This window comes from Litoreibacter ascidiaceicola (assembly GCF_900129235.1).
GTDB classification, from domain to species: Bacteria; Pseudomonadota; Alphaproteobacteria; order Rhodobacterales; family Rhodobacteraceae; genus Litoreibacter; species Litoreibacter ascidiaceicola.
The window spans coordinates 354868-377518 of sequence record NZ_FQUV01000003.1 but is presented as its reverse complement, the minus strand read 5'-3'; the positions used below and the strand labels follow the sequence as shown (position 1 = coordinate 377518).

Genomic DNA, 22651 nt, shown 5'->3' with positions numbered 1-22651 from the left:
AAAGCTTAGCCGCCCCAGATATAAACCGCTGCGAACAGGAACAGCCAGACCACGTCCACGAAGTGCCAGTACCAAGCAGCGGCCTCGAAGCCGACATGCTGCTCTGGCGTAAAGTGGCCTTTGTATACGCGGATCAGGCAGACCAGCAGGAAGATCGTCCCGACCAGAACGTGGAAGCCGTGGAAGCCTGTCGCCATGAAGAAGTTGGCGCCATAGATGTTGCCCGAGAAGCCGAAGGCTGCGTGGCTGTATTCATAGGCTTGGAAAACAGTGAACAACGCACCCAACGCAATCGCGAGGATCAGGCCGTTTTTCAGGTCTTTGCGGTTGTTCTCATGGGCCAGCGCGTGGTGCGCCCAAGTCGCGGCCGCACCGGAGCAGAGCAGGATCAACGTGTTGATCAATGGCAGGTGCCAAGGGTCGAACGTCTCGATGCCCGCAGGTGGCCATTGGCCGTCAACCGCAGGGCTTAGGGGCCCCATCGGGTACATGGCGTGTTTGAAGAAGGACCAGAACCACGCCACGAAGAACATGACTTCGGACATGATAAAGAAGATGAAGCCATAGCGCAGGCCGATACGCACCACCGGGGTGTGATCGCCTTGCTGGCCTTCGTCGACCATCTCGGACCACCAGCTGAACATGGTATACAGCACGGTGGCGAAGCCGATCGCGAACAGCCATGGGCCGCCGTCATGCATCCACAGCACCGCGCCGGTGAGCATTACGAACGCCGCAAGCGCCCCAAGGAACGGATTAATCGACGGCGGCAGGATGTGGTAATCGTGGTTCTTGGCATGTGCCATTTTGTTGGGCTCCCTCGTGGTGGGCTTAGTTATATTCAGTTGTTTTTGCGGGCTGCTCGGGTGTCAGGGCCGCTTGCGCGCCCCCGTCCGGCAGGTCGATCTCGTAGAAGGTATAGCTGAGGGTTATTTCCTCGACAAACTTTGCGTCAGGATCGTCGACGATTTCCGGATCCACGAAGAAGGTCACCGGCATCTGGATACGCTCACCGGGTTGCAAAACCTGCTCGGTGAAGCAGAAACACGCGATCTTGTTGAAGTAGCCGCCAGCGGTAAACGGGAAGACGTTGTAGCTGGCCTGACCCGCAATCGGGCGATCGGTCGGGTTGTAAGCCTCGTAGAACGCAAGGCCCGTCTCGCCGATGCGCACGGTCATTTCGCGCTGCACTGGTTTGAACTCCCACGCCATGTTGGACGACAGCGATCCGTCGAAGCGAACGTTGATGGTGCGGTCCAGAATGACGTCGGAGCCTGCATCCGCCTGCGCCGTCGTTCCGCCATAGCCTGTGACACGGCAGAACAGATCGTAAAGCGGCACAGAGGCGAAGCCGAGCGCGCCCATGGTCAGCACAACACCAACCAGCACCGCCATGGTGCGTTGCTTGGGATCAAGCTTGCGCGCCATCAGTTGCTGCCCTCGTCAGGGATCAGCGCCGGACGGGCGACGTGGTCATAGCCCTCGACGAAGCCGGTGTTTTGCACCTTCACCACGGTCAGCCCGAAGACAATCGCGACGAAACCAACCAGCAACAAGCCCACGCCTAGATTGCGGCCGAAGCGACGTTTATGCAGCTCGTGTTCTACCCTGAGTGCCATGACCTCTACCAAGCTCCCATGCCGGCTTTGACCCAGACCGCTTGCAGCAGCAGGGCACAGAAACTTGCAAACAGATAGACGAGCGAGAAGCGGAAATAGGCCTTCTCGGCGGTATAGATATCGGCCTCGGCGTCGGCTTCCTCGCGCTGCCACAGCTTCCACGCGCCCCAGACAAATTTGGCGTTCAGGTAGATCGCGGCGGTCAGGTAGATCCAGCCACCGATGGAGGTAAACGCAGCGCCGATGGCCAGCGGGGCCAGAAGCAGGGCGTAGATGAAGATTTGCTTGCGGGTCTCGCGCTTGCCGTGGGTCACGGTCAGCATTGGCACGCCTGCATTGGTGTAGTCATTGTTCATGAACAGCGCCAAAGCCCAAAAATGGGGTGGCGTCCACATGAACACGAGGCAGAACAGCAAGACGCTCTCAAGCGACACACCACCCGTTGCCACGGCCCAGCCGATCATCGGAGGGAACGCACCAGCCGCGCCACCGATCACGATGTTTTGCGGGGTCCAGCGTTTCAGCCACATGGTGTAGACGACAGCGTAGAAGAAAATCGTGAAGGCCAGCAAGCCAGCGGCGACCCAGTTGGAGGCCAGCCCCAGCATGGTGACCGAGATGAACGACAGCCACAGACCCAGCGTCAGCGCCTCGCCCGGGGCCACCTTGCCCGACGGGACGGGGCGGTTGGCGGTGCGTTTCATGATGGTGTCGATGTCGTGGTCGTACCACATGTTCAGCGCGCCGGACGCGCCGCCACCCAAGGCGATGAACAGGATCGACACCATGGCGATGAACGGATGCACGCTGACGGGGGCCACGAACACACCAACGGCGGCGGTAAACACCACCAACGACATTACGCGCGGCTTGAGCAACGCCCAGTAGTCGCCGAACTGGCCTTCGCCAGCAGTCGTCCCGATGTTTTGTGTCGCGTCAGTCATGTGGCGTTACACCCAAGAAGAAGAGGAAGCAGTAGGGCGGGGTTCACCCCGCCACACCTTATTAGTTAGCGGAAGCAACCTGAACGGACAGGGGTGTCCCTGCATATTCTTCGATCGCGCCTTCCAGCCAAGCGTCATACACCTCTTGGCTGACCACTTTCACAGTGATCGGCATGTAGGCATGGGCTTGGCCGCACAACTCGGAGCATTGACCGAAATAGATGCCCTCTTTCTCGGCTTTGAACCAAAGCGCTGCCAGACGGCCGGGAACGGCGTCCTGCTTCACACCAAAGGCGGGGATGGTCCACGAGTGGATCACGTCCGCGCCAGTGACCTGCATCACGATGGTTTTGTTCACTGGAACGACGACGGCAGTGTCGGTGGCCAGCAGGAACTCGTCCTTGCTGTAGCCCGCCTCGACCAGCTCGGCTTCGACATCCGGTGTCAGGCGGTTTTCGCCCGCGCCAATCATGATGCTGTCAAAGCCGAAGCCGTGGTCAACATATTCGTAGCCCCAATACCACTGGTAACCGGTGGCCTTGATCACAATGTCGCCTTCAGGAATGCGCTGTTGCTTGAACAAAACAGGCACCGAGAACGCGCCGATGATGACCAGAATGATCACGGGAACCATGGTCCAGGCCACTTCGAGCGTCGAGTGGTGCGTAAAGGTCGCCGCATTCGGGTTCCGTTTGGCGTTGAAGCGATAGGCACACCACAGCAGCAGGGCCGTCACGAACAAGGTGATCACGGTGATGATCACAAAGACGAACTGGTCCAGCCAATGCAGGTCGCGGGCCAGCTCGGTCACCGCAGGTTGGAAACTCAAGGATGTCTCGGCATTTGGTTTGCCGATAATTTCCAAGTTATCAAGTGCGGCTTGCGCATGCGCGCCAGTGGCGGTCAAAAGGCCCGCGAAGCCAGCAAAAAGTTTTGCAATTCTCATCTGTTGTTCCCGTCGTTGTCAGGGCCGTGCTCTTCGGGCACGGCTCCCCCGCTTGCGTCTGGCCTGTGAGAAACCATATTACCATGCAAGGGGCAAGCGCCGACACCAAGAAAGCGCCACGATGCCGCACACAATTTTGCGCTAAATCAAGGGAATCACCAATGACCTCCGCTAACGCCGCCCCGTTCCGCCCGTTCGAGACCATGTTGGACCAAGACCGCGCGCTAGAGATTCTCCGCTCTGCGACCGCCGGAGCCGACGACGGCGAGCTGTATCTGGAGCGCAAACGCGGTGAGGTTTTCGCCTTTGACGACGGTCGCCTGAAAACCGCCAGCTACGACGCCTCCGAAGGGTTCGGCCTGCGCGCAGTGCGCGGCGAGACCGCCGGATACGCCCACGCCACCGAGATTTCCGAACACGCGATGATCCGCGCCTCTGAAACCGCCCGCCTTGCGGTCGGTGCAGGGGGCGGCACCCTGGCCCCTGCGCCTTCGCGCACCAACCGCAAGCTCTATTCCGACATGGACCCGATGGAAGGCATCGCGTTTACCGCCAAGGTCGACACCCTGCGCGAAATCGACGCTTTTGCCCGCGCGCTCGACCCACGGGTGGTGCAAGTGTCCGCATCGCTGGCCGCCTCCCATCAGGAAGTCGCGATTTTACGGCCCGATGGCACCTTGGTCACAGATGACCGCCCGATGACCCGCATCAACGTCTCGGTGATCGCAGAGAAAGACGGGCGTCGCGAAAGCGGCACGGCTGGCGGCGGCGGGCGCACCATGCTGGACGGGTTGTTGGAGCCATCCCATTGGCAGGGCCTAATCCGCGAGGCTTTGCGCATCGCGCTGGTCAATCTCGACGCGGTTCCAGCTCCTGCGGGTGTCATGGACGTGGTGCTTGGCCCCGGCTGGCCCGGAATTTTGCTGCACGAGGCCATTGGGCATGGGTTGGAAGGCGACTTCAACCGCAAGAAAACCTCGGCCTTTGCGGGGTTGATGGGGCAACAGATTGCCGCCAAAGGCGTCACCGTGCTGGATGACGGGACGATCCCGGATCGGCGCGGCTCGATCACCGTGGATGACGAAGGCACGCCCTCGGCCAAGAACACCCTGATCGAAGACGGCGTGTTGGTGGGCTATATGCAGGACCGCCAGAACGCCCGCCTGATGGGGGTGGAGCCAACAGGCAACGGACGCCGCGAAAGCTATGCCCACACGCCGATGCCGCGCATGACCAACACTTATATGCTCGGCGGCGACGCGGAGCCGGAGGCGATTGTGCATGACCTGAAAGATGGCATCTACGCCGTGGGCTTTGGCGGCGGACAGGTGGATATCACCAATGGTAAGTTCGTGTTCAGCTGCACCGAAGCCTACCGCGTCCGCAACGGCGTCGTGGGTGAGCCGGTCAATGGCGCGACGCTGATCGGCGACGGGGCGACCGCGCTAAAACATATCCAAGCCATCGGCAACGACATGGCGCTTGATCCGGGCATGGGGAACTGCGGCAAGGCGGGCCAATGGGTGCCTGTGGGTGTGGGCCAGCCGACCTTGAAAATTGGCAAGCTGACGGTCGGCGGTTCCGCGACCTAAGCGAAACACTGTGGCTTCAAGAATCAGCGCGCCGCTGGACAGCTGCGCGCTCGTTCTTGATAGGCTCAATTTTTATACAATTGCATTCAGTATCTTAGCGGAAATATCTCATCTTATTATCCACATTCATTTTCCTTTAACTCCGACGCGGCAAAGTGGGCTCACTGATTAGACGGAGCGAAGAATGGCCAGCGACCTGCTGTCTACCCCACCCCCCCTCGCACCCCCAAGACTACAGGGCGATGTGTCCGCTTGGCTCCGTCTGATCAGGTCTCACCGCGTTGGCGTGAGCACTTTTTTCCGGCTTCTGGATGAACACGGCAGCGCCGAGGCGGCGCTTGAGGCTTTGCCCGGCATCGCCTCCGCCGCAGGTGTGGCGCGCTACACCCCGTGCTCGCCCGAAGCCGCCCGACGTGAGTTGGACCAGGGGGCAAAGCTTGGCGCGAAGCTCTTGCTGCACGGCGCGCCGGACTACCCGCAAGCTTTGATGGATCTGGATGATGCCCCGCCCCTGCTGTGGGCGTTGGGTGACATATCTTTGGCGAACCGCCCCTGCATCGCGATGGTCGGCGCGCGCAACGCGTCCTCGCTTGGAACACGCATGGCGCAAGGGTTGGCCAACGATCTGGGCAATGCGGGTTACGCCATCAGTTCAGGTCTGGCGCGCGGCATCGACACCGCCGCCCATATCGCCGCCCTGCCCCACGGAACCATCGCCGTCGTCGCGGGGGGGCTCGACGTGGTGTATCCGCGCGAAAATGCCAAACTGCATGACGACATTGCCAAACAGGGCCTGATCCTGTCGGAGCGCCCTTTAGGCCTGCAACCACAAGCGCGGGACTTTCCGCGCCGCAACAGGATCATCTCGGGCCTTGCGCGGGGTGTGGTCGTTGTTGAGGCCGCCGCGAAATCCGGCAGCCTGATCACCGCCCGCAACGCGCTGGACCAAGGGCGCGACGTCATGGCCGTGCCGGGCCATCCGCTGGATGCCCGCGCTGCCGGATGCAATTTGCTGATCCGCGATGGCGCGACATTGGTCCGCTCTCCGCAAGATGTGCTGGCAAGCTTGGGACAGCCACAAACGCATGAGGCACCAAAGGCAGCTCTGCGACTGGCCAGCACCCCCGCACACCCGCACGGCGCGGCACATGCGCAAATCCTTGGCCTGTTGGGGCCAACGCCCGTGGCCGAAGACCAGCTTCTGCGCGATCTGAATATTGACGCGGGGGCCTTGTCGCCACAGCTCACCCTGCTGGAACTGGAGGGCAGGATCGAGCGTCAGCCGGGCGGCCTGCTCACCCGCCTGAACTAGCGTGTCGGGCGCAGCGCCAAGGCGACACCGCCCAGCACCAAAACACTGGCAAGGGCAAACCGCAGTGTCAGCGCTTCGCCCAGAAACGCGATGCCCCCTGCCAAGGCGATAACCGGCACGGTCAGTTGCGCGGTTGCCGCGATCGTCGTCAGAAGTTGCGGTAAAACGCGGTACCAAAGGGCATAGCCCAGCGCCGACGTGACCGCACCGGAGGCCACCGCCGCCATGTATCCCAGCGGCGTGCCCATCGGCAGACCAATCACCACGGCAATGGCAACCATAAGCAGCGCCGCGTATCTGAAATTGCGCTCCGTGCGCAGCAATGGCGCAGCCGCACCGCGCCCGACCAACGTGTAAACGCCCCAGCCCACGCCGGCTGCGGCCATCAGTATCGCCCCCCAGACATCCGGAGCAGCGCCACCAACCGGCCACAACAACGCGGCAAGACCGGAAAACGCGATGCCACATCCGATGTAGCGGAGCGCGGGAATGCGCTCTCCGTTGACGACTGCCGCGGCGAACATGGTGATTTGAACGACGCCGAACAGGATCAACGCCCCCACGCCAGCCTCCAGCGTCACATAGGCCAGCGAGAAGCCGAGCATATAGACCAGCAACGACGCGGTGCCGATCAGGCTGCCCGTCTCAGGGGCGCGATTGCGCCGGACCCAGACCAATAGAAGCAACATCAGGGCCCCACTCCAAAGACGGAGCATGGCGAAGTCCAACGGCTCCATCCCGCCCCGTGACACGCCCAGTTTGTTGAGAACGGAGTTGGCGGCAAAAGCCACCATCGTGAGAGCTGTGAGAAGGAAAAGACGCATGCGGGACGCATAGGCCGATTAACGGGGAATGGGAATTCACGAAAACGAAAAAAAGGGCCGCCCGATGAAGGGCAGCCCTAAGTACTTCAGACGGTTTGGTTCTCGGCAGTTCTGGTCGAAGCGAAAAGCCTTCCCCTCTCGTGACAAAGGCCCCCACGAGGGAGGCCTTTGCACTGACGGATACGCCCTTTTGCCTATGGCAAAAGAACTTACATCATGCCGCCCATGCCGCCCATGTCGGGCATGCCGCCGCCGGCACCGCCGCCGTCTTTCGACGGTTTGTCGGCAACCATGGCTTCCGTGGTGATCAGCAGCGAAGCGATAGACGCCGCGTCTTGCAGAGCAGTCCGGACCACTTTGGCAGGGTCGATCACGCCGAATTTGAACATGTCGCCATATTCTTCGGTTTGAGCGTTGAAGCCGAACGTCGCGTCGCTGGACTCGCGGATTTTGCCAGCAACAACAGCGCCGTCGACACCAGCATTCTCGGCGATCTGGCGCAGAGGTGCTTCGATCGCTTTGCGAACGATATTGATGCCAACATTCTGGTCGTTGTTCACGCCTTCCAGACCTTCAAGGGTCTTGGACGCCTGAACCAGAGCAACACCACCACCGACAACGATGCCTTCTTGCACGGCCGCACGGGTCGCGTTCAACGCATCGTCAACGCGGTCTTTACGCTCTTTGACTTCGGTTTCGGTCATGCCGCCCACGCGGATAACAGCAACACCGCCTGCCAGTTTGGCAACGCGCTCTTGCAGCTTCTCACGGTCGTAGTCGGATGTGGTTTCTTCGATCTGCTGACGGATCTGGGACACGCGTGCCTCGATCTCGGCTTTCTCGCCTGCACCATCAATGATGGTGGTCAAGTCTTTGGTGATCTGGACCTTCTTGGCGGTGCCAAGCATGTCGATGGTCACGGACTCGAGCTTCATGCCAAGGTCTTCGGCAATAACCTGACCACCGGTCAGGATTGCGATGTCTTGCAACATGGCTTTGCGGCGGTCGCCGAAACCAGGTGCTTTGACAGCAGCAATTTTCAGACCGCCACGCAGCTTGTTCACAACCAGAGTTGCAAGGGCTTCGCCCTCGACATCTTCAGCAATGATCAGCAGGGGCTTGCCGGATTGAATGACAGTTTCGAGCAGTGGAACCATAGGCTGCAACGACGAGAGCTTCTTCTCGTGCAGCAGGATCAGGCAGTCTTCCAGCTCGGTTGTCATTTTCTCGGGGTTGGTCACGAAGTAAGGCGACAGGTAGCCGCGGTCGAACTGCATGCCTTCAACAACATCGGTTTCTGTTTCCAGACCTTTGTTTTCCTCGACGGTGATAACACCCTCGTTGCCGACTTTTTGCATCGCGTCTGCGATCTGGCGACCGATTTCAGCTTCGCCGTTTGCGGAGATCGTGCCGACCTGCGCAACTTCGTCACTGTCATTGACTGGGCGTGCTGCCGCTTTGATTGCTTCAACGACCTTGGCAGTTGCCATGTCGATGCCGCGCTTCAGGTCCATCGGGTTCATGCCAGCGGCAACCGATTTCAGGCCTTCTTGCACGATGGCTTGGGCCAGAACCGTAGCGGTCGTGGTGCCGTCGCCAGCTTCGTCATTGGTACGCGAGGCCACTTCTTTGACCATTTGTGCGCCCATGTTTTCGAACTTGTCTTCCAGTTCGATTTCCTTGGCCACGGATACACCATCTTTGGTGATACGCGGTGCGCCGAAGGATTTGTCCAGAACCACGTTGCGGCCTTTCGGGCCCAGCGTGACTTTGACAGCGTTGGCCAGAATGTTGACGCCTTTCAGCATCTTGTTCCGGGCTTCGGTGTCGAATTTGACGTCTTTAGCAGCCATTTTCATGTGCTCCTTAAAATTTTAGTTGGATCGAAAGCGCAGGGCGGGTTTGCAACCCACCTTCCAAATCAGGACAGGATGCCCAATACGTCGCTTTCTTTCATCATCAGCAGCTCTTTGCCGTCGACGGTGACTTCCGTGCCGGACCATTTGCCGAACAGGATTTTGTCGCCTTTTTTGACGGCCATGGGGATCAGCTCGCCCGAATCCTTACGCGCACCTTCGCCAACGGCAACAATAATGCCCTCAGCAGGTTTCTCTTTTGCGCTCTCTGGGATGATCAAACCACCTGCGGTTTTCTCGTCGCCTTCAACGCGTTCTACAAGAACGCGGTCGTGAAGCGGTGTTAATGCCATCTGTTGGTGCTCCTTAGCTCCAATGTTACGTCCATGGCTCCGTTTGACCGGAGCCGTTAGCACTCACCCAATGCGAGTGCCAACGACGGATAGCTAAGGAGCAGAGCGGTATGAGTCAACCACTGCATCCAAGAAATTGTCATGAATTTCAGACGGCAAGATCACCGAAGTCGGCAAGACCCTTCTTGCCCTGCGTCGACAGGTCGTAAACCCCTTTGGAAACCTTCTCGAACCAGCCGTAATGATTGTCGCGCATCACCCGTGTGGCGGTCGGCACTTCGGCCCATTCCGCCACCTTTGCGCCCTTGGACGCGCCATGCACCGCCAAGAACCGCGCACAGCGGATTGCGTCCTGCCGATAGGCCGTAATCAACCCGTGCCGCGTCGCCCCGCCATCATTCGGGTCACCCACGCGGCGCGCGAATTCCTTCAGCAACCGCCCCTTGCGCTTCTTTGACTTGCGGGGGGCATAGGGAACGGGGTCGGCATGTACCTCCACCAGCTTGTCGGACAACCGCACGGTAATCAGCCCCAGCCCGACCCTGCGGCACAGCGCGGTGTTTTCCTTCAACGCCCTTTGAAACGGCTTGCCGGTTTTGCGCGGCACCGCGATATAAACGTCATCGGTCATCGCCAGCCGCGCCACGCCTTGATGAAACAGGCTCAGCGAAAATGCGGTTTTCAGCTCGACGATCACCGGATCATCCCCGCCCCGCACGCCCACGACGTCGCACGCGCCGATCTCGCCCTTCACCTCGTAGCCCTGCCCTTCAAGAAAGGATTTCACCGGCGCGTATAGTTCAGTCTCTTTCGTCATGAGCCGGACGCTACACGGGCCAACAAGGTTTTGCCAAGCACCCGCACCATGGTGTACGATCCGCAAAACACGAGCAGACAATCAGAGCCCCGACAGGAGCCACCCGACATGCTAAGCGCCCCCCTTGCGGCCCACATGGCCTGCGACGCGGCAAAACTGGATTTTTCCCGCATTTTTCGGGGTCAGTTTGTCCTCAGCCAATCCACAGAGTTGAGCCTTGACGGCTACCGCGTGACCGAATTGTGCGAAGACTGGCGTTTGCACCATTGCCGCGCGCTCCCCTATGCCCGCCTGACCGACCAGAACGGCAAGCCTGCGGGTGTTGTCCTTGGGATTGCCGTGGATGGCGCGGGCGTGCTGGTCACCGATGGCTACAAGCTGACAGCGTCGTTTGAAGCCTTCGTCACCGATGCAGCCGGGCGCTATGTGGCCTTTGACGCGGCGGGCGCAGTTTACGCCGACCCGACCGGATCTATGGGCGTGGTCTATGACGCGAACACCCGCACGGTCGCGTCAACGCCGTTGATGTGCTTGAACCGCCCCATCATCGACAACCCTCGCTTTGACGCAGACGCTATCCAAGCAGGGCGCGGCAGCTACGCGCTTGGATTTACCCGCGACACGTTTGTCCGCGGTGTGATGCCGAACCACCGGCTGGACTTAAGCGACTTCTCCCTGACGCGCTTCTGGCCGCGTGCAGATGCCACCTATCCCACCGACGCGCCAGAGCAGACCATCGCCGCCATGGGACAACGGCTGAGCGACGTCATCGGGGCCATCGCGAAAGGCCATCCGACCTTACTGCCGCTGACCGGCGGGCGCGACAGCCGCAACCTTGCTGCCGCCGCCAAGCCGCATCTGGCACATATCGTTCAAAGCTACACGTTTGTGTCGAACTGGCAGGGCCAGATCGACGCAAAGCTGGCAGAACAGCTTGCCGAAGCGCTGGCATTAAACCACCAAACCTATGCCTCGTACATTAACACCGCGCAGGACCGGGACACGCTGCCCCGCCCTGCCCGCAAGCGTCAAAAGATGGCCTACCGGCTGGCGGGCGGCTATGTTGGCGACGCCAACAACGACGTGCTCGACGGTTTGGCGCGCAAGGTGCCAAAAGGCGTGGTTCTGCGCGGCAACGTGATGGAGTTGCTAAAAGCCAACCACTGGAAACGCGGCTTGGCCCGTGACGCGGCCCATCCGGACGGCCACGATGCGGATTATGCCACCGAACGGCTGGCGATCCTGCCCGAAGGCGGGGCTGCAACCGTGGCGGCCTTCAAGCCCGACTATCTGGCGTGGAAGGCGACATTGCCAGAAGGCGCGCAAGCGCTGGCCTATGACTTCGCCTTTGTCGAAAGCCTGCTTCCCGGCTGGCAGCCCAAATTTTACGGCTACACCCGAAACTTCCTGCTGAACCCGTTCAGCGACCGCGCGCTGATCGAAGGATGTCTGCGCTTGCCCGTCGCCGAGCGTCAGGCCAACGCCTACAACGATGCGTTGCTGGCCCATCTTGCGCCAGAGCTGTCCGCGATCCCTTTCACGCCGGATGTGAAACTCGCGCGCACCGCCGCCGCCTAATTCGCCGCATCCAAGCTGGCGTGACAAGCCAAGCGGCGGCTCCTATAAGGCCCGCAAAGACTGCACATATCACGAGGACACTCCCGCAATGACGACTTTTGTTTTTGGCCACAAATCCCCCGACACCGACAGCACCGGATCGCCGCTGATCTGGGAATGGTTTCTGAACCACACTGGCACTGACGCCTCTGCCAAGCTGTTGGGCGAGCCGAACACCGAAGCCGCCTTCATGCTGGAGCGCTGGAATCTGGCCAAGCCGGAAATCATCGACAACGTCGCCGATGGCCAGCCTTGCGTGATCGTGGACACCAACAACCCGGCCGAACTGCCCGCCAATATCAACGGCGCGGATGTCCAAGGCATCATCGACCACCACAAGCTGGTCGGCGGCTTGGAAACAGCTGGCCCGATCGACATCACCATCCGCCCACTGGCCTGTACCGCCACCATCATGCACGACCTGATGGGCAAACACGCCGGATGCATGCCGGAAAACATCAAAGGCGCGATGCTGTCGTGCATCTTGTCGGACACGCTGGAGTTCCGCTCCCCGACCACCACCGACACCGACCGCGCCTTGGCGGAAAAGCTGGCGGACGAGTTGGGCATCAACATCGCCGAATACGCCTCCGAGCTGTTTGCGGCGAAATCCGACGTCTCCGCGTTTTCGGCGGCCGAATTACTGCGCATGGACAGCAAGGAATACGAGGTCGAAGGCGTGAAGTTCCGCGTCTCCGTTCTGGAAACCACCAGCCCCAAGATGGTTCTGGACCGTACCGCTGAAATCATGGAAGCGATGCCAGCCGTCGCCGGTGAAGACAAGGTGAACGAGGTTCTGCTCTTCGTCGTGGATATCCTGAACGAAGAAGCCACGATGCTGATCCCCAACGACCTGTCCAAGCGCGTGGCGGAAAAGTCATTCGGCGCGAATGTCACTGGCAACACGGTCGTGCTGCCCGGTATCATGAGCCGCAAGAAGCAGATCATTCCTTCCCTGAAGGTCTGACCCCGCCTCCACGCACCCACTATCGGGCGCCGCAATTTACGACCTGCGGTGCCCGACAGAAGTCCGACGGAAAGCCGACAGGTATCCGACACCCAAATTCGAGGCCAAAATGTCCCAGATCATCACCCACCTGTCTGAAGTGTCCGACCGCTACGACGCGCTGTTTGTCGACTTGTGGGGGTGCATCCATAACGGGCTGGAACCCTTTGCCGAGGCCGTCACGGCCATGCAGACTTACCGCGCCAAAGGTGGCAAGGTGATCTTCGTCACCAACGCCCCGCGCCACCGTGGCTCGGTCGCTTTGCAGCTTGGCAAAATCGGTGTAGCCGAGGACAGCTGGGACGCCATCGCCACCTCTGGCGACAGCGCCCGCTTTGCAATGTTCAACGGCGCAGTCGGCTCTAAGGTCTATTTCATTGGCCAACCGCATGATCAGACCTTCTTTGACCCGTTGGAAATCGTCGAGAACCCTGTCGCGATTGAACAGGTGCCGCTGCAAGAGGCCGAAGGCATCATTTGTTGCGGTCCTTTCGATCCGCTGGCCGATCCTGACGTGATGCGACCGGAATTTCTCTATGCCAAACAAAAGGGCCTCAAGCTGCTCTGCGCGAACCCCGATATCGTGGTGGATCGCGGCGAAACCCGCGAATGGTGCGCCGGGGCTTTGGCCAAGCTTTACACCGAGATGGGCGGCGAAAGCCTGTATTTCGGAAAGCCGCATCCACCGATCTATGACCTTGCCCGCCGCAGGCTCGCGGCATTGGGGCAAGCTGTTCCGGACGACCGGATTTTATGCATTGGCGACGGCGTGTTGACGGATATCCGTGGCGCGATGGGGGAGGATATTGATTCCCTGTTCATCTCCGGCGGCCTTGCCGCAGCCGAGACGAAAACCACGCACCAGCCTGATCCGGAGGCCCTAAAAGCCTATTTGGAAACGGAAATGTCGTCGCCAACCTATACTATTGGCTACCTGCGTTAGGGCAAAAAAAGCTGGACTTTGCTGCAAGTGCAAAGTAATTATCTTTCAAACCTGTCCATTTACTTGTTTGAAAGTTACGCGCCATGCTCGACGTTCATCGCACAGACAACCTTCCCCGCGGCACCATCTGCATCGAGGATATTGAAATCGGCATGAAGCGGCATCTGCGCAAACAGGTGACCGACCGCGACATCGAATTGTTCGCTGAGGTCTCGACCGACCACAATCCGGTGCATCTGGATGACGACTACGCCCAAGATACTATCTTTGAAGGCCGCATCGCACACGGAATGCTGACCGCTGGCCTGATCTCTGCCGTGATTGGCGAGCAATTGCCCGGCCACGGCACGGTTTATCTGGGCCAGTCGCTGAAGTTTCTTGCCCCCGTGCGCCCCGGTGACATGGTCATGGCCGAGGTCGAAGTGACCGAGATCGACCACGCCAAACGTCGCGTGACGATGCACACCCGCTGCGAAGTGGATGGCAAGAACGTGCTGAAAGGCGAGGCCGTGGTTTTGGCCCCCTCGCGCAAGTTCGACTAGCCCTTGCACCCCTGCCGCACGGCGTTTACCCAAACGCCATGAGGATTATCCGAGACTACCAGTTTGTGCGACCAGAGGACCGCGGGGCGACCGCGGCCATTGGCAATTTCGACGGGGTTCATATTGGCCACCGCGCGGTAATCGACATTGCGCGCCAAGCGGCCCCCGATGCACCATTGGGTATCGTGACCTTCGAGCCGCATCCACGCGAGTTTTTCGCCAAGGAGGCCTCGCCCTTCCGTCTGATGAACGCCGAGGCGAAGGCCAACCGCCTTGAAAAGCTGGGTGTTGAGCGGTTGTACCAGTTGAACTTCAACACCACCCTGTCGAGCCTGACCGCCGAGGAATTCGCTCGCGACGTGATCGCCAAAGGCCTTGGCCTGAAGCATGTCGTTGTCGGGGCTGATTTCTGCTTCGGCAAAGGGCGCGCGGGCAACGTGGAGATGCTCAAGGCATTTGGCGATACATACGGGTTTGGCGTGACCATTGCCGAGTTGGTGACGCAGGACACGGCGCAGGTATCCTCGACCAATATCCGCACGGCGCTATCCGAAGGCCGCCCCCGCGACGCCGCCGGAATGCTCAGCCATTGGCACCGCATCGAGGGCGAAGTGATCCAAGGCGATCAACGGGGCCGCGAGCTGGGCTACCCCACCGCAAACATGTCGATTGACCGCCTGCATCCGCCAAAGTTCGGCGTCTACGCCGTTCTGGTGGACGTGCTGACAGGGCCGCACAAGGGCAACTATCACGGCGCGGCTTCCATCGGCGTGCGCCCGATGTTCGGGGTAAACAGGCCCAATTGTGAAAGCTTCCTATTCGATTTCAAAGGCGACCTTTACGGCGAAACGCTGTCGGTGGCCTTGGTCGACTACCTGCGCGGTGAGGAGAAGTTTGACAGCCTCGACGCGCTGATCACCCAAATGGATGCGGATTGCGACCGCGCGCGCTCCATACTGGCCGCGCTATGAAAGACCCGATCGAGCGCGACGGATTGCGCCACAAATTCTGGGAGAAAGTCCCGTTAAAGAACATGGCCCCGAAGGAATGGGAGGCACTGTGCGATGGGTGCGGGCGCTGCTGCCTGAACAAGCTTGAAGACGAAGACACGTTCGAGATTGCCTTCACCCGCGTTGCCTGCCGCCTGTTGGACGGCGATACCTGCCGCTGTGCGCAATATGACATCCGCAAGCAGTTCGTGCCCGATTGCGTGATGCTGACGCCGAAGAACATCGACGAAATCGGCTACTGGATGCCCCCCACCTGCGCCTATCGGCTGCTCAACGAGGGCAAGGCATTGTACGACTGGCACCCGCTGATTTCCGGCACCGCCCAAACCGTCCATGACGCAGGCATCTCCGTGCAAGGCTGGACCGTGCCGGAATTCGAAGTGTCCGAGGACGAGTGGGAAAACTATATAATCGAGGACCAGTGACATGAATTTTGCCTCTGACAATGCAGGCCCGATGCACCCAAGCGTTCTGGACGCCATCGTAAAAGCCAATACCGGCTACGAGATGCCCTATGGCAACGACACCATCATGGACCGCGTGCGCGACAAGATCCGTGCGACGTTCGAGGCGCCCGAGGCTGCCGTCTACCTCGTGGCCACCGGCACGGCGGCCAATGCGCTGGCCCTCGCCACCTACACCAATCCTTGGGACACGATTTTCGCCCACCGCGTCGCGCATGTGGAAGAAGATGAATGCGGCGCGCCGGAGTTTTATGCAAATGGCGCGAAACTGACTTTGGTCGAGGGCGCGGGGGCCAAGATGGACCCTGATGCGCTGCGCCAAGTGATTATCGGCACCGGCCAAAAAGATGTGCATAGCGTCCAGCGCGGCCCCGTGACCATCACGCAAGCCACCGAAGTTGGCACGCTCTACAGCTTGAAGGAAATCGCCCAAATCACCGCCATCGCCAAAGAATACGGGCTCAAAACCCATCTTGACGGTGCACGCTTTGCCAATGCGTGCGCAGCGCTCGGCTGCACCACCGCCGAGATGACGTGGAAGGCAGGCATCGACATGGTGTCCTTCGGCGGCACCAAAAACGGCTGTGCAGGCGTCGAGGCTGTGATCTTCTTCGACCCCGAAAAAGCGTGGGAATTCGAGTTGCGCCGCAAACGCGGCGCGCATCTGTTCTCCAAGCACCGCTATTTGTCGGCGCAGATGGAGGCCTATCTGACCAACGACCTGTGGCTGGAACTTGGCGCAAAAGCCAACGCCAATTGCGCGCGACTGGTCAAAGGGTTGGAAAGCATCGACGAGGCTGAAATCCCCGACGCACCGGCTGCCAATATGGTCTTTGCCCTCCTGCCCCGCGCCGCACATCGCCGCGCAATCCAAGCAGGTGCGAAATATTACCTGTTCCCCGCTGACGCCTCACTTGACGGCCCCGATGACGATCTGATCCGCTGCCGCTTCGTGTGCGACTGGTCAAAGCCCGACACAGAGATCGACCAGTTGCTCGCCCTGCTGCGCGGCTAGGCCGTAAACGCCGCAATCTGCGCAGCCAACTGCGGGCCATGGGTAACAGGAATCATGTGGCCTGCATCATCGAACACAACACTGGTGCAGTTTTCAAACTGCGCCTCCAGCCCTTGCACAATGCCCGGCATGACAGGTTCGGACTTCCCGCCAGAGACGATCAGAACCGGACAGGTCACATCCCGCAGCCGCGGCCAGATCTGTCCGGTATCTTCGATAAGGCTCGCCGCAGTGACACCGATAAGCGGCATCCGTTCCGCAATCGCGGCGCGGGCGGGCGGCGGCATCATCGCCCAGCCGCCCTCAACACCCCAATCGCCAAGAAACAGCTCTGCCGCGTGCATATGGTCCTTTTTCGCGATGGCCTGCATCACGGGGCCAGCGCGCTGAGCGTATTGGTCAAACAGAGCCGGATCCGCCTGCTTCGCTGCGTAGAAGAAGACCGGGTCCACAAGCGTCAGGCTGCGCATCACGTCAGGCCGCTCCACAGCCAGCCTTAACGCAACAGATGCGCCGAACGAGTGCCCCACCAGATGCACAGGGGTGTCGCACAGGGACTGCGCCATCTCAAACGCCTGTCTCTGATAATCCCCGCCATCCCACGCGACTGCACCACCATGCCCAGGCAGGTCCATGGTCTGGCACTCCATCTCAGGAAGATGCGCCGTCACCGAACGCCACACCCGCCTGTCGGCGAGCATGCCATGCAAAAACAGCGCGTCTGGCACTTAAAGCTTGCCCGACAGGTGCAGATCCAGATCGTCGATCTTGTCCTGCCCCCAGAAGCGTTCATCCCCGTCGGTAATGTAGGTCGGCGCGCCAAAGACGCCCGCCAGCACGGCGTCCTCTAGATTGCGGCCATATTGCTCCGCTCCGGCCAGCAAACCCTTGTCTGCCAGCGCGGGGTCGAAACCAGATTTCTCCAGCACGTCGCGCACAACAGAATCCTCCGCGATGTCGCGATCCTCGGCCCAGCAGGCACGGGTGAATGCATGCACCAAAGCGCCGACATCACCGCCCGCAGCTTGAGCCGCAATAATCGCATAGGAGGACGGCGCCGGATTGGTCGGCCAATGTGCCGGTTTCAGATTGATCGGCAGCTCCAGCTTCTTGGCCGTGCGGCGCATTTCCTGAAGCCGCCATTCCTGACGGTTGGGGTGGCGCTGCGGGGGTGGTGTGCCGCCGGTGCGGGCAAACAGTGCCATGATTTCCATAGGTTTGTAGGTGATTGTCGCGCCATGTTTCGCGGCGACCTCCTCCAGACGCGTGCCCGCCATGTAGGTGTAGGGGGACAGAGTCGCGAAATAATAGTCTACATGTGGCATATGGACGTCCTCTCGGGGTTAAACCTTTGCGCGAATCCTAGTCGGGTGTTACGGGGTGCGCAACGCGGTCCGGTTGGGGAACACAGGTCCGTGATAGCTGCCAAACGGGGACACCACATGCCAGTCAACACCGATCCAAAACTCATCGCGGGTAATTCGAACAAGCCGCTTGCCACATCCATTGCCAAGCGCATGTCGATGCATCGCGGTCAGGTCGTCAAACCGATTGATACAAGGGTCGAGCGATTCAACGATGGCGAAATCTTCGTCGAGGTCTTCGAGAACGTCCGTGGCGAGGATATGTTCATTATCCAGTCCACCTCCAACCCGGCCAATGACAACCTGATGGAGCTGCTGATCATGACCGACGCGCTCCGTCGCTCTTCGGCGCAACGCATCACTGCCGTGATCCCCTATTTCGGCTATGCCCGTCAGGATCGCCGCACCAAGGCCCGCACGCCAATCTCCGCCAAGCTGGTCGCCAACCTGATCGCCGAAGCCGGAGTGGAGCGGGTTCTGACCATGGATCTGCACGCGGCCCAAATTCAGGGCTTCTTCGATTTGCCCGTGGACAATCTCTACGCCTCCCCGATTTTCGCATTGGATATCCTGCATCACTTCAAGGACATGGAAGACGTCATGGTCGTCTCCCCTGATGTGGGCGGTGTGGCCCGTGCCCGCGAACTGGCGCAGCGCATCAAAGCCCCACTCTCCATCGTCGACAAGCGTCGCGAGAAAGCTGGCGAAATTGCAGAAATGACCGTCATCGGGAACGTCGAAGGCAAGCGCTGCATCATCGTCGATGACATCTGCGATACCGCTGGCACCTTGTGCAAGGCCGCCGAGGTCTTGATGGAAGCCGGAGCCACCGAGGTCCATAGCTACATCACCCATGGTGTCCTCTCCGGCCCCGCCGTCGAGCGCATCACCAATTCGGTGATGAAAAGCCTCGTGATCACCGACAGCATCCAGCCCACCAAAGAGGTCAAGGCCTGCAAGAACATCCGCATCGTGCCGACGGCGCCGATGTTTGCGCAAGCGATCCTGAACATCTCGGGCGGTATGTCCGTCTCGTCCCTGTTCGACAACGAAACGCTGGAGCCGATCTACGAAAGCCTCTACCCCAGCAGCTAACCCTGCCCCCAATCATTGCTTCAAAAAATACCTTGGGGGTTTGGGGGCAACGCCCCCATCAAAACATCAAGCGCCGAAGGCACAATTCGGGTAGTTTAGTACAGATCCCAATCGTCTTCGTTGGGCAATGGCCCGATGACCATCCAGTTTGCGCGCACGCGCGCCACACGGCTGTCACCCCATGTCCGAAACACCAGATCAAATCCGGTCTCGGAGACGTTCTCCGCGGCGATATCCATCCGCTGGTTGGTCTTGGTATCGCTGTCCCACATCGCGATCGACACCATCACATTGGGCACAGCCGCGTAGCTTTCGGCAAATTCCACCTCAAACCGGTGCTCACGAGGGCCGGTTCCGGTCCACATCGGGCCGTCATCAATGAAATCCGAAAACAAGACGCGGGAGCCTTGCGTGATTCCAACATTATTGCTGGTTAGTCGTTGCATAAATTACCCTTACGCGGTGGTGATACTCGTAAACTTCGGCGACACTATGACAGTTCCCCTAATGTAAGCCTTACCTATGGGTAACTTAGAAAAAAAGCCCCGACCAGGCGGGGCTTTCTTTTAACACGTTGCGCAAAAGGCGCGTGATTGCCGGAAACTAGCCGGAAATCTGGGTGCTTGCTGCGACCAGATCATCGGCATATTTCGCCGCCATATCCGTATTGTTTGCATCACGCTGCAGGTTCGCCTCTTTGATTAGGTCCTCCAGCAGCTCTGGTGTGACATCCGCTTTGGCAAAAGCACGTTCCGCCAACACAGATGTGCCAGCAACGCCCACTTCGGCGAAACCGCCCGTCACCAGATACTCGTCGGTGCCAGACGCGGTCACAACCTTCAGCACGCCGGGGCGCAGGGTGGTGATCACCGGCGCGTGTTGCGCCATTGCAGTGAAGTCACCCTCGGCCCCGGGGATTTGCACCTCGGAGGCCTGCACGGAGGTCAGCCGCCGCTCGGGCGAGACCAGATCGAATTGCATCATCTCAGCCATGTGATGGCCTCCTTGAACTTAGGCTGCGTCAGCAGCCATTTTCTCGGCTTTGGCGATCACTTCGTCGATGCCGCCAACCATGTAGAAGGCGCCTTCCGGAAGGTGATCGTATTCGCCAGCGACAACTGCCTTGAACGACGCGATCGTGTCTTCCAAAGGAACCTGCTTACCGTCGGACCCGGTGAACACTTTCGCCACGTCGAACGGCTGCGACAGGAAGCGCTCGATCTTACGCGCGCGCGCCACGGCCAGTTTGTCGTCCTCGGACAATTCGTCCATGCCAAGGATGGCGATGATGTCTTGCAGCGACTTGTAGCGCTGCAGGATGCCTTGCACGCTACGAGCCACACCATAGTGCTCCTCGCCAACAACAGCAGGGTCCATCAGGCGCGACGTGGAGTCGAGCGGGTCAACCGCAGGGTAGATACCTTTTTCCGAGATCGCACGGTCAAGAACCGTCGTCGCGTCAAGGTGGGCAAAGGACGTCGCAGGTGCCGGGTCGGTAAGGTCATCGGCCGGCACGTACACGGCTTGCACCGACGTAATGGAGCCAGCTTTCGTCGACGCAATACGTTCCTGCATCGCACCCATGTCGGTGGCCAGCGTTGGCTGGTAGCCCACAGCGGACGGAATACGACCCAGAAGCGCGGACACTTCGGAGCCTGCTTGTGTAAAGCGGAAGATGTTGTCGACGAAGAACAGAACGTCGGAACCGGTGTCATCGCGGAACTGCTCTGCCAAGGACAGACCGGTCAAAGCGATCCGCATACGCGCACCTGGAGGCTCGTTCATCTGGCCGTAGACGAGCGCGATTTTCGAATCTTCGAGGTTATCAGGAACGATAACGCCGGATTCGATCATCTCGTGGTAAAGGTCGTTGCCTTCACGGGTCCGCTCGCCAACACCCGCGAACACGGACACACCGGAGTGCACCTTCGCGATGTTGTTGATCAGCTCCATGATCAGAACCGTCTTGCCCACACCAGCACCGCCGAAGAGGCCAATTTTGCCGCCCTTAGTATATGGGGCCAGCAGGTCGATAACCTTAATGCCTGTTACCAGAATTTCAGTCGCTGTGGACTGGTCTTCGAACGCAGGCGCGTCGCCGTGGATCGGGCGGCGTTTGGTTGCTTTGACAGGTCCCTGCTCGTCAACAGGGTCACCTGTAACGTTCAGGATGCGACCCAGCGTGCCGGGGCCTACTGGAACAGTGATCTGACCTTCGGTATTGATCACTTCCTGACCGCGCACCAAACCTTCGGTGGCGTCCATAGCAATCGCACGAACGGTGTTTTCGCCAAGGTGCTGCGCAACTTCCAACACCAGCGTTTTGCCGTTGTTGTCTGTTGTCAGCGCGTTGAGGATCGCAGGCAGGTCATCGTCGAAGTGAACGTCGACGACCGCGCCGATAACCTGTGTAATTTTGCCGTTAACATTGGCCATGTTGAGGTTCTCCGGGGTCTAGAGCGCTTCCGCGCCCGAAATGATTTCGATAAGCTCGTTGGTGATGACAGCCTGACGCGACCGGTTGTATTGGATGGTCAGTTTGTCAATCATATCGCCTGCGTTGCGGGTCGCGTTGTCCATTGCGGACATCCGAGCACCCTGCTCCGAGGCGCCATTTTCCAAAAGGGCCGAGAAGATTTGCGTAGCAACTGCGCGCGGCAGCAAGTCGGCCAAGATGGCTTCCTCGCCGGGCTCGTAGTCATAGACCGTGCTTTGCTCGCCTACTTCAACGTGGCTGAAGTCGGCGGGGATGATCTGCTGCTCGGTCGGGGTCTGGCTGATGACGGACTGGAAGGTCGAGTAGAAGATCTTCGCCACGTCAAATTCGCCAGCATCAAAGCGTGTCAGCAAATCCTGAGCAATCGTCGCCGCGTTGTCATAGCCAAGCTTTTTAACGTCCGACAAATCGACATGCCCGATGAAATGGGACCCAAGCTCGCGTTTCAGCGCCTCGCGACCTTTCTTGCCAACGGTGAGAATTTTCACCGTCTTGCCTTCAGCCATCAGTTTGTTTGCAGCAACACGGGCCAGCTTGGCGATGTTGCCGTTAAAGCCGCCGCACAAGCCGCGTTCTGCGGTCATGACAACCAGCAGATGCGTTTGATTGGAGCCGTTGCCGACCAGCAGCTTTGGGCCACTGTCGCCAGACACGCCACCGGCCAGCTGCGCCATTACGGCGTTAAACCGTTCAGCGTAGGGGCGGCCAGCCTCCGCCGCTTCCTGCGCTCGGCGCAGTTTCGCGGCGGCGACCATTTGCATCGCCTTCGTGATCTTGCGGGTCGATTTGACCGACGCGATCCGATTTTTTAGAACCTTGAGGTTTGGCATCTGCC

25 protein-coding genes are annotated in these 22651 nt (G+C 59.8%); 10 read left to right on the top strand and 15 right to left on the bottom strand.

All coding sequences use genetic code 11. The annotated features are described in order from the left end of the window. Positions 1 to 5 precede the first annotated feature (5 nt). From BUB72_RS08020 to coxB, 5 genes are all read right to left on the bottom strand, one after another. Positions 6 to 806: a cytochrome c oxidase subunit 3 gene (locus tag BUB72_RS08020; RefSeq protein WP_073142604.1), complete on the bottom strand. Its 801-nt coding sequence runs from the start codon at positions 804 to 806 to the stop codon at positions 6 to 8. Positions 807 to 831: 25 nt separating this feature from the next. Next, positions 832 to 1428, bottom strand: coding sequence for a cytochrome c oxidase assembly protein (locus BUB72_RS08015; protein WP_073142602.1), 597 nt, complete (start codon positions 1426 to 1428; stop codon positions 832 to 834). Further along, positions 1428 to 1619 carry a hypothetical protein gene (locus tag BUB72_RS08010; protein ID WP_073142600.1) on the bottom strand — a complete coding sequence of 64 codons (192 nt, stop codon included), beginning with the start codon at positions 1617 to 1619 and terminating at the stop codon, positions 1428 to 1430. The genes BUB72_RS08015 and BUB72_RS08010 overlap by 1 nt, the downstream gene beginning before the upstream one ends. A gap of 5 nt (positions 1620 to 1624) precedes the next feature. Further along, positions 1625 to 2563 carry a heme o synthase gene (gene cyoE / locus BUB72_RS08005; protein WP_073142597.1) on the bottom strand — a complete coding sequence of 313 codons (939 nt, stop codon included), beginning with the start codon at positions 2561 to 2563 and terminating at the stop codon, positions 1625 to 1627. Between the two features lie 61 nt (positions 2564 to 2624). Further along, a complete protein-coding gene (gene coxB, locus BUB72_RS08000) occupies positions 2625 to 3509 on the bottom strand; it encodes a cytochrome c oxidase subunit II (RefSeq protein WP_073142594.1) in 885 nt (294 codons plus the stop codon). 161 nt (positions 3510 to 3670) lie between these two features. Between coxB and tldD the strand changes: the two genes are divergently transcribed. Beyond that, the gene (gene tldD, locus BUB72_RS07995; protein ID WP_073142592.1) at positions 3671 to 5101 is read left to right on the top strand and encodes a metalloprotease TldD; all 1431 of its coding nucleotides are present in this window, start codon (positions 3671 to 3673) and stop codon (positions 5099 to 5101) included. Positions 5102 to 5285: 184 nt separating this feature from the next. Next, positions 5286 to 6413, top strand: coding sequence for a DNA-processing protein DprA (gene dprA / locus BUB72_RS07990; RefSeq protein WP_073142589.1), 1128 nt, complete (start codon positions 5286 to 5288; stop codon positions 6411 to 6413). Here dprA and BUB72_RS07985 read toward each other — a convergent pair. From BUB72_RS07985 to BUB72_RS07970, 4 genes are all read right to left on the bottom strand, one after another. Further along, positions 6410 to 7237, bottom strand: a complete 828-nt coding sequence (locus BUB72_RS07985; protein ID WP_073142586.1) for a DMT family transporter — start codon at positions 7235 to 7237, stop codon at positions 6410 to 6412. The genes dprA and BUB72_RS07985 overlap by 4 nt on opposite strands. Positions 7238 to 7446: 209 nt before the next feature. Then, positions 7447 to 9090, bottom strand: coding sequence for a chaperonin GroEL (gene groL, locus BUB72_RS07980; RefSeq protein ID WP_073142960.1), 1644 nt, complete (start codon positions 9088 to 9090; stop codon positions 7447 to 7449). A 68-nt stretch (positions 9091 to 9158) separates the two neighbouring features. Then, on the bottom strand, positions 9159 to 9446 hold the full coding sequence (locus tag BUB72_RS07975; protein ID WP_073142584.1) for a co-chaperone GroES: 288 nt from the start codon (positions 9444 to 9446) through the stop codon (positions 9159 to 9161). Positions 9447 to 9594: 148 nt separating this feature from the next. Then, positions 9595 to 10263 (bottom strand): DUF2161 domain-containing phosphodiesterase, encoded by a 669-nt coding sequence (locus BUB72_RS07970; RefSeq protein WP_073142582.1) that lies wholly within the window; start codon positions 10261 to 10263, stop codon positions 9595 to 9597. A 108-nt stretch (positions 10264 to 10371) separates the two neighbouring features. Between BUB72_RS07970 and BUB72_RS07965 the strand changes: the two genes are divergently transcribed. The 7 genes from BUB72_RS07965 to BUB72_RS07935 all read left to right on the top strand — a co-directional run bounded on the left by BUB72_RS07965 (position 10372) and on the right by BUB72_RS07935 (position 16860). Beyond that, a complete protein-coding gene (locus BUB72_RS07965) occupies positions 10372 to 11841 on the top strand; it encodes an asparagine synthetase B family protein (protein ID WP_073142580.1) in 1470 nt (489 codons plus the stop codon). An 88-nt stretch (positions 11842 to 11929) separates the two neighbouring features. Next, positions 11930 to 12847 (top strand): manganese-dependent inorganic pyrophosphatase, encoded by a 918-nt coding sequence (locus BUB72_RS07960; protein ID WP_073142577.1) that lies wholly within the window; start codon positions 11930 to 11932, stop codon positions 12845 to 12847. A gap of 109 nt (positions 12848 to 12956) precedes the next feature. Continuing rightward, a complete protein-coding gene (locus BUB72_RS07955) occupies positions 12957 to 13829 on the top strand; it encodes a TIGR01459 family HAD-type hydrolase (protein WP_073142574.1) in 873 nt (290 codons plus the stop codon). An 83-nt stretch (positions 13830 to 13912) separates the two neighbouring features. Beyond that, positions 13913 to 14371 (top strand): MaoC family dehydratase, encoded by a 459-nt coding sequence (locus BUB72_RS07950; RefSeq protein ID WP_073142572.1) that lies wholly within the window; start codon positions 13913 to 13915, stop codon positions 14369 to 14371. A gap of 38 nt (positions 14372 to 14409) precedes the next feature. Beyond that, positions 14410 to 15342, top strand: a complete 933-nt coding sequence (locus tag BUB72_RS07945; RefSeq protein WP_073142570.1) for a bifunctional riboflavin kinase/FAD synthetase — start codon at positions 14410 to 14412, stop codon at positions 15340 to 15342. Beyond that, positions 15339 to 15806 carry a YcgN family cysteine cluster protein gene (locus BUB72_RS07940; protein WP_073142568.1) on the top strand — a complete coding sequence of 156 codons (468 nt, stop codon included), beginning with the start codon at positions 15339 to 15341 and terminating at the stop codon, positions 15804 to 15806. The genes BUB72_RS07945 and BUB72_RS07940 overlap by 4 nt, the downstream gene beginning before the upstream one ends. Before the next feature lies 1 nt (position 15807). Continuing rightward, entirely contained in the window at positions 15808 to 16860 is a 1053-nt protein-coding gene (locus BUB72_RS07935; protein ID WP_073142566.1) for a threonine aldolase family protein, read from the top strand. Here BUB72_RS07935 and BUB72_RS07930 read toward each other — a convergent pair. Beyond that, the gene (locus tag BUB72_RS07930) at positions 16857 to 17588 is read right to left on the bottom strand and encodes an alpha/beta fold hydrolase (protein ID WP_073142564.1); all 732 of its coding nucleotides are present in this window, start codon (positions 17586 to 17588) and stop codon (positions 16857 to 16859) included. The genes BUB72_RS07935 and BUB72_RS07930 overlap by 4 nt on opposite strands. Beyond that, entirely contained in the window at positions 17589 to 18185 is a 597-nt protein-coding gene (locus BUB72_RS07925; RefSeq protein ID WP_073142562.1) for a 2-hydroxychromene-2-carboxylate isomerase, read from the bottom strand. A 117-nt stretch (positions 18186 to 18302) separates the two neighbouring features. Here BUB72_RS07925 and BUB72_RS07920 point away from each other — a divergent pair, with 117 nt between their 5' ends. Further along, the gene (locus BUB72_RS07920) at positions 18303 to 19319 is read left to right on the top strand and encodes a ribose-phosphate pyrophosphokinase (protein ID WP_073142560.1); all 1017 of its coding nucleotides are present in this window, start codon (positions 18303 to 18305) and stop codon (positions 19317 to 19319) included. Between the two features lie 95 nt (positions 19320 to 19414). Here the strand turns inward: BUB72_RS07920 and BUB72_RS07915 are convergent, their stop codons facing one another. The 4 genes from BUB72_RS07915 to BUB72_RS07900 form a co-directional block, all read right to left on the bottom strand. After that, complete coding sequence (locus BUB72_RS07915; RefSeq protein WP_073142558.1) at positions 19415 to 19765, bottom strand: H-type lectin domain-containing protein; 351 nt, start codon at positions 19763 to 19765, stop codon at positions 19415 to 19417. A 157-nt stretch (positions 19766 to 19922) separates the two neighbouring features. Further along, entirely contained in the window at positions 19923 to 20312 is a 390-nt protein-coding gene (locus BUB72_RS07910) for a F0F1 ATP synthase subunit epsilon (RefSeq protein ID WP_073142555.1), read from the bottom strand. Positions 20313 to 20330: 18 nt separating this feature from the next. Beyond that, positions 20331 to 21755: a F0F1 ATP synthase subunit beta gene (atpD, locus tag BUB72_RS07905; RefSeq protein ID WP_073142553.1), complete on the bottom strand. Its 1425-nt coding sequence runs from the start codon at positions 21753 to 21755 to the stop codon at positions 20331 to 20333. Between the two features lie 18 nt (positions 21756 to 21773). Then, on the bottom strand, positions 21774 to 22646 hold the full coding sequence (locus BUB72_RS07900; RefSeq protein ID WP_073142552.1) for a F0F1 ATP synthase subunit gamma: 873 nt from the start codon (positions 22644 to 22646) through the stop codon (positions 21774 to 21776). Positions 22647 to 22651 lie beyond the last annotated feature (5 nt).

Bases quoted from the DNA above. Each gene is read 5' to 3' on its own strand.
- BUB72_RS07910 (WP_073142555.1), bottom strand. From the start codon at position 20,312: ATGGCTGAGATGATGCAATTCGATCTGGTCTCGCCCGAGCGGCGGCTG.
- BUB72_RS07955 (WP_073142574.1), top strand. From the start codon at position 12,957: ATGTCCCAGATCATCACCCACCTGTCTGAAGTGTCCGACCGCTACGAC.
- BUB72_RS07985 (WP_073142586.1), bottom strand. From the start codon at position 7,237: ATGCGTCTTTTCCTTCTCACAGCTCTCACGATGGTGGCTTTTGCCGCC.
- tldD (WP_073142592.1), top strand. From the start codon at position 3,671: ATGACCTCCGCTAACGCCGCCCCGTTCCGCCCGTTCGAGACCATGTTG.
- BUB72_RS08015 (WP_073142602.1), bottom strand. From the start codon at position 1,428: ATGGCGCGCAAGCTTGATCCCAAGCAACGCACCATGGCGGTGCTGGTT.
- BUB72_RS07920 (WP_073142560.1), top strand. From the start codon at position 18,303: ATGCCAGTCAACACCGATCCAAAACTCATCGCGGGTAATTCGAACAAG.
- BUB72_RS07975 (WP_073142584.1), bottom strand. From the start codon at position 9,446: ATGGCATTAACACCGCTTCACGACCGCGTTCTTGTAGAACGCGTTGAA.
- BUB72_RS07935 (WP_073142566.1), top strand. From the start codon at position 15,808: ATGAATTTTGCCTCTGACAATGCAGGCCCGATGCACCCAAGCGTTCTG.
- BUB72_RS07915 (WP_073142558.1), bottom strand. From the start codon at position 19,765: ATGCAACGACTAACCAGCAATAATGTTGGAATCACGCAAGGCTCCCGC.
- groL (WP_073142960.1), bottom strand. From the start codon at position 9,090: ATGGCTGCTAAAGACGTCAAATTCGACACCGAAGCCCGGAACAAGATG.
- BUB72_RS07945 (WP_073142570.1), top strand. From the start codon at position 14,410: ATGAGGATTATCCGAGACTACCAGTTTGTGCGACCAGAGGACCGCGGG.
- coxB (WP_073142594.1), bottom strand. From the start codon at position 3,509: ATGAGAATTGCAAAACTTTTTGCTGGCTTCGCGGGCCTTTTGACCGCC.
- atpD (WP_073142553.1), bottom strand. From the start codon at position 21,755: ATGGCCAATGTTAACGGCAAAATTACACAGGTTATCGGCGCGGTCGTC.
- BUB72_RS07940 (WP_073142568.1), top strand. From the start codon at position 15,339: ATGAAAGACCCGATCGAGCGCGACGGATTGCGCCACAAATTCTGGGAG.
- cyoE (WP_073142597.1), bottom strand. From the start codon at position 2,563: ATGACTGACGCGACACAAAACATCGGGACGACTGCTGGCGAAGGCCAG.
- BUB72_RS07950 (WP_073142572.1), top strand. From the start codon at position 13,913: ATGCTCGACGTTCATCGCACAGACAACCTTCCCCGCGGCACCATCTGC.
- BUB72_RS07965 (WP_073142580.1), top strand. From the start codon at position 10,372: ATGCTAAGCGCCCCCCTTGCGGCCCACATGGCCTGCGACGCGGCAAAA.
- BUB72_RS08010 (WP_073142600.1), bottom strand. From the start codon at position 1,619: ATGGCACTCAGGGTAGAACACGAGCTGCATAAACGTCGCTTCGGCCGC.
- BUB72_RS07900 (WP_073142552.1), bottom strand. From the start codon at position 22,646: ATGCCAAACCTCAAGGTTCTAAAAAATCGGATCGCGTCGGTCAAATCG.
- BUB72_RS07960 (WP_073142577.1), top strand. From the start codon at position 11,930: ATGACGACTTTTGTTTTTGGCCACAAATCCCCCGACACCGACAGCACC.
- dprA (WP_073142589.1), top strand. From the start codon at position 5,286: ATGGCCAGCGACCTGCTGTCTACCCCACCCCCCCTCGCACCCCCAAGA.
- BUB72_RS08020 (WP_073142604.1), bottom strand. From the start codon at position 806: ATGGCACATGCCAAGAACCACGATTACCACATCCTGCCGCCGTCGATT.
- BUB72_RS07970 (WP_073142582.1), bottom strand. From the start codon at position 10,263: ATGACGAAAGAGACTGAACTATACGCGCCGGTGAAATCCTTTCTTGAA.
- BUB72_RS07925 (WP_073142562.1), bottom strand. From the start codon at position 18,185: ATGCCACATGTAGACTATTATTTCGCGACTCTGTCCCCCTACACCTAC.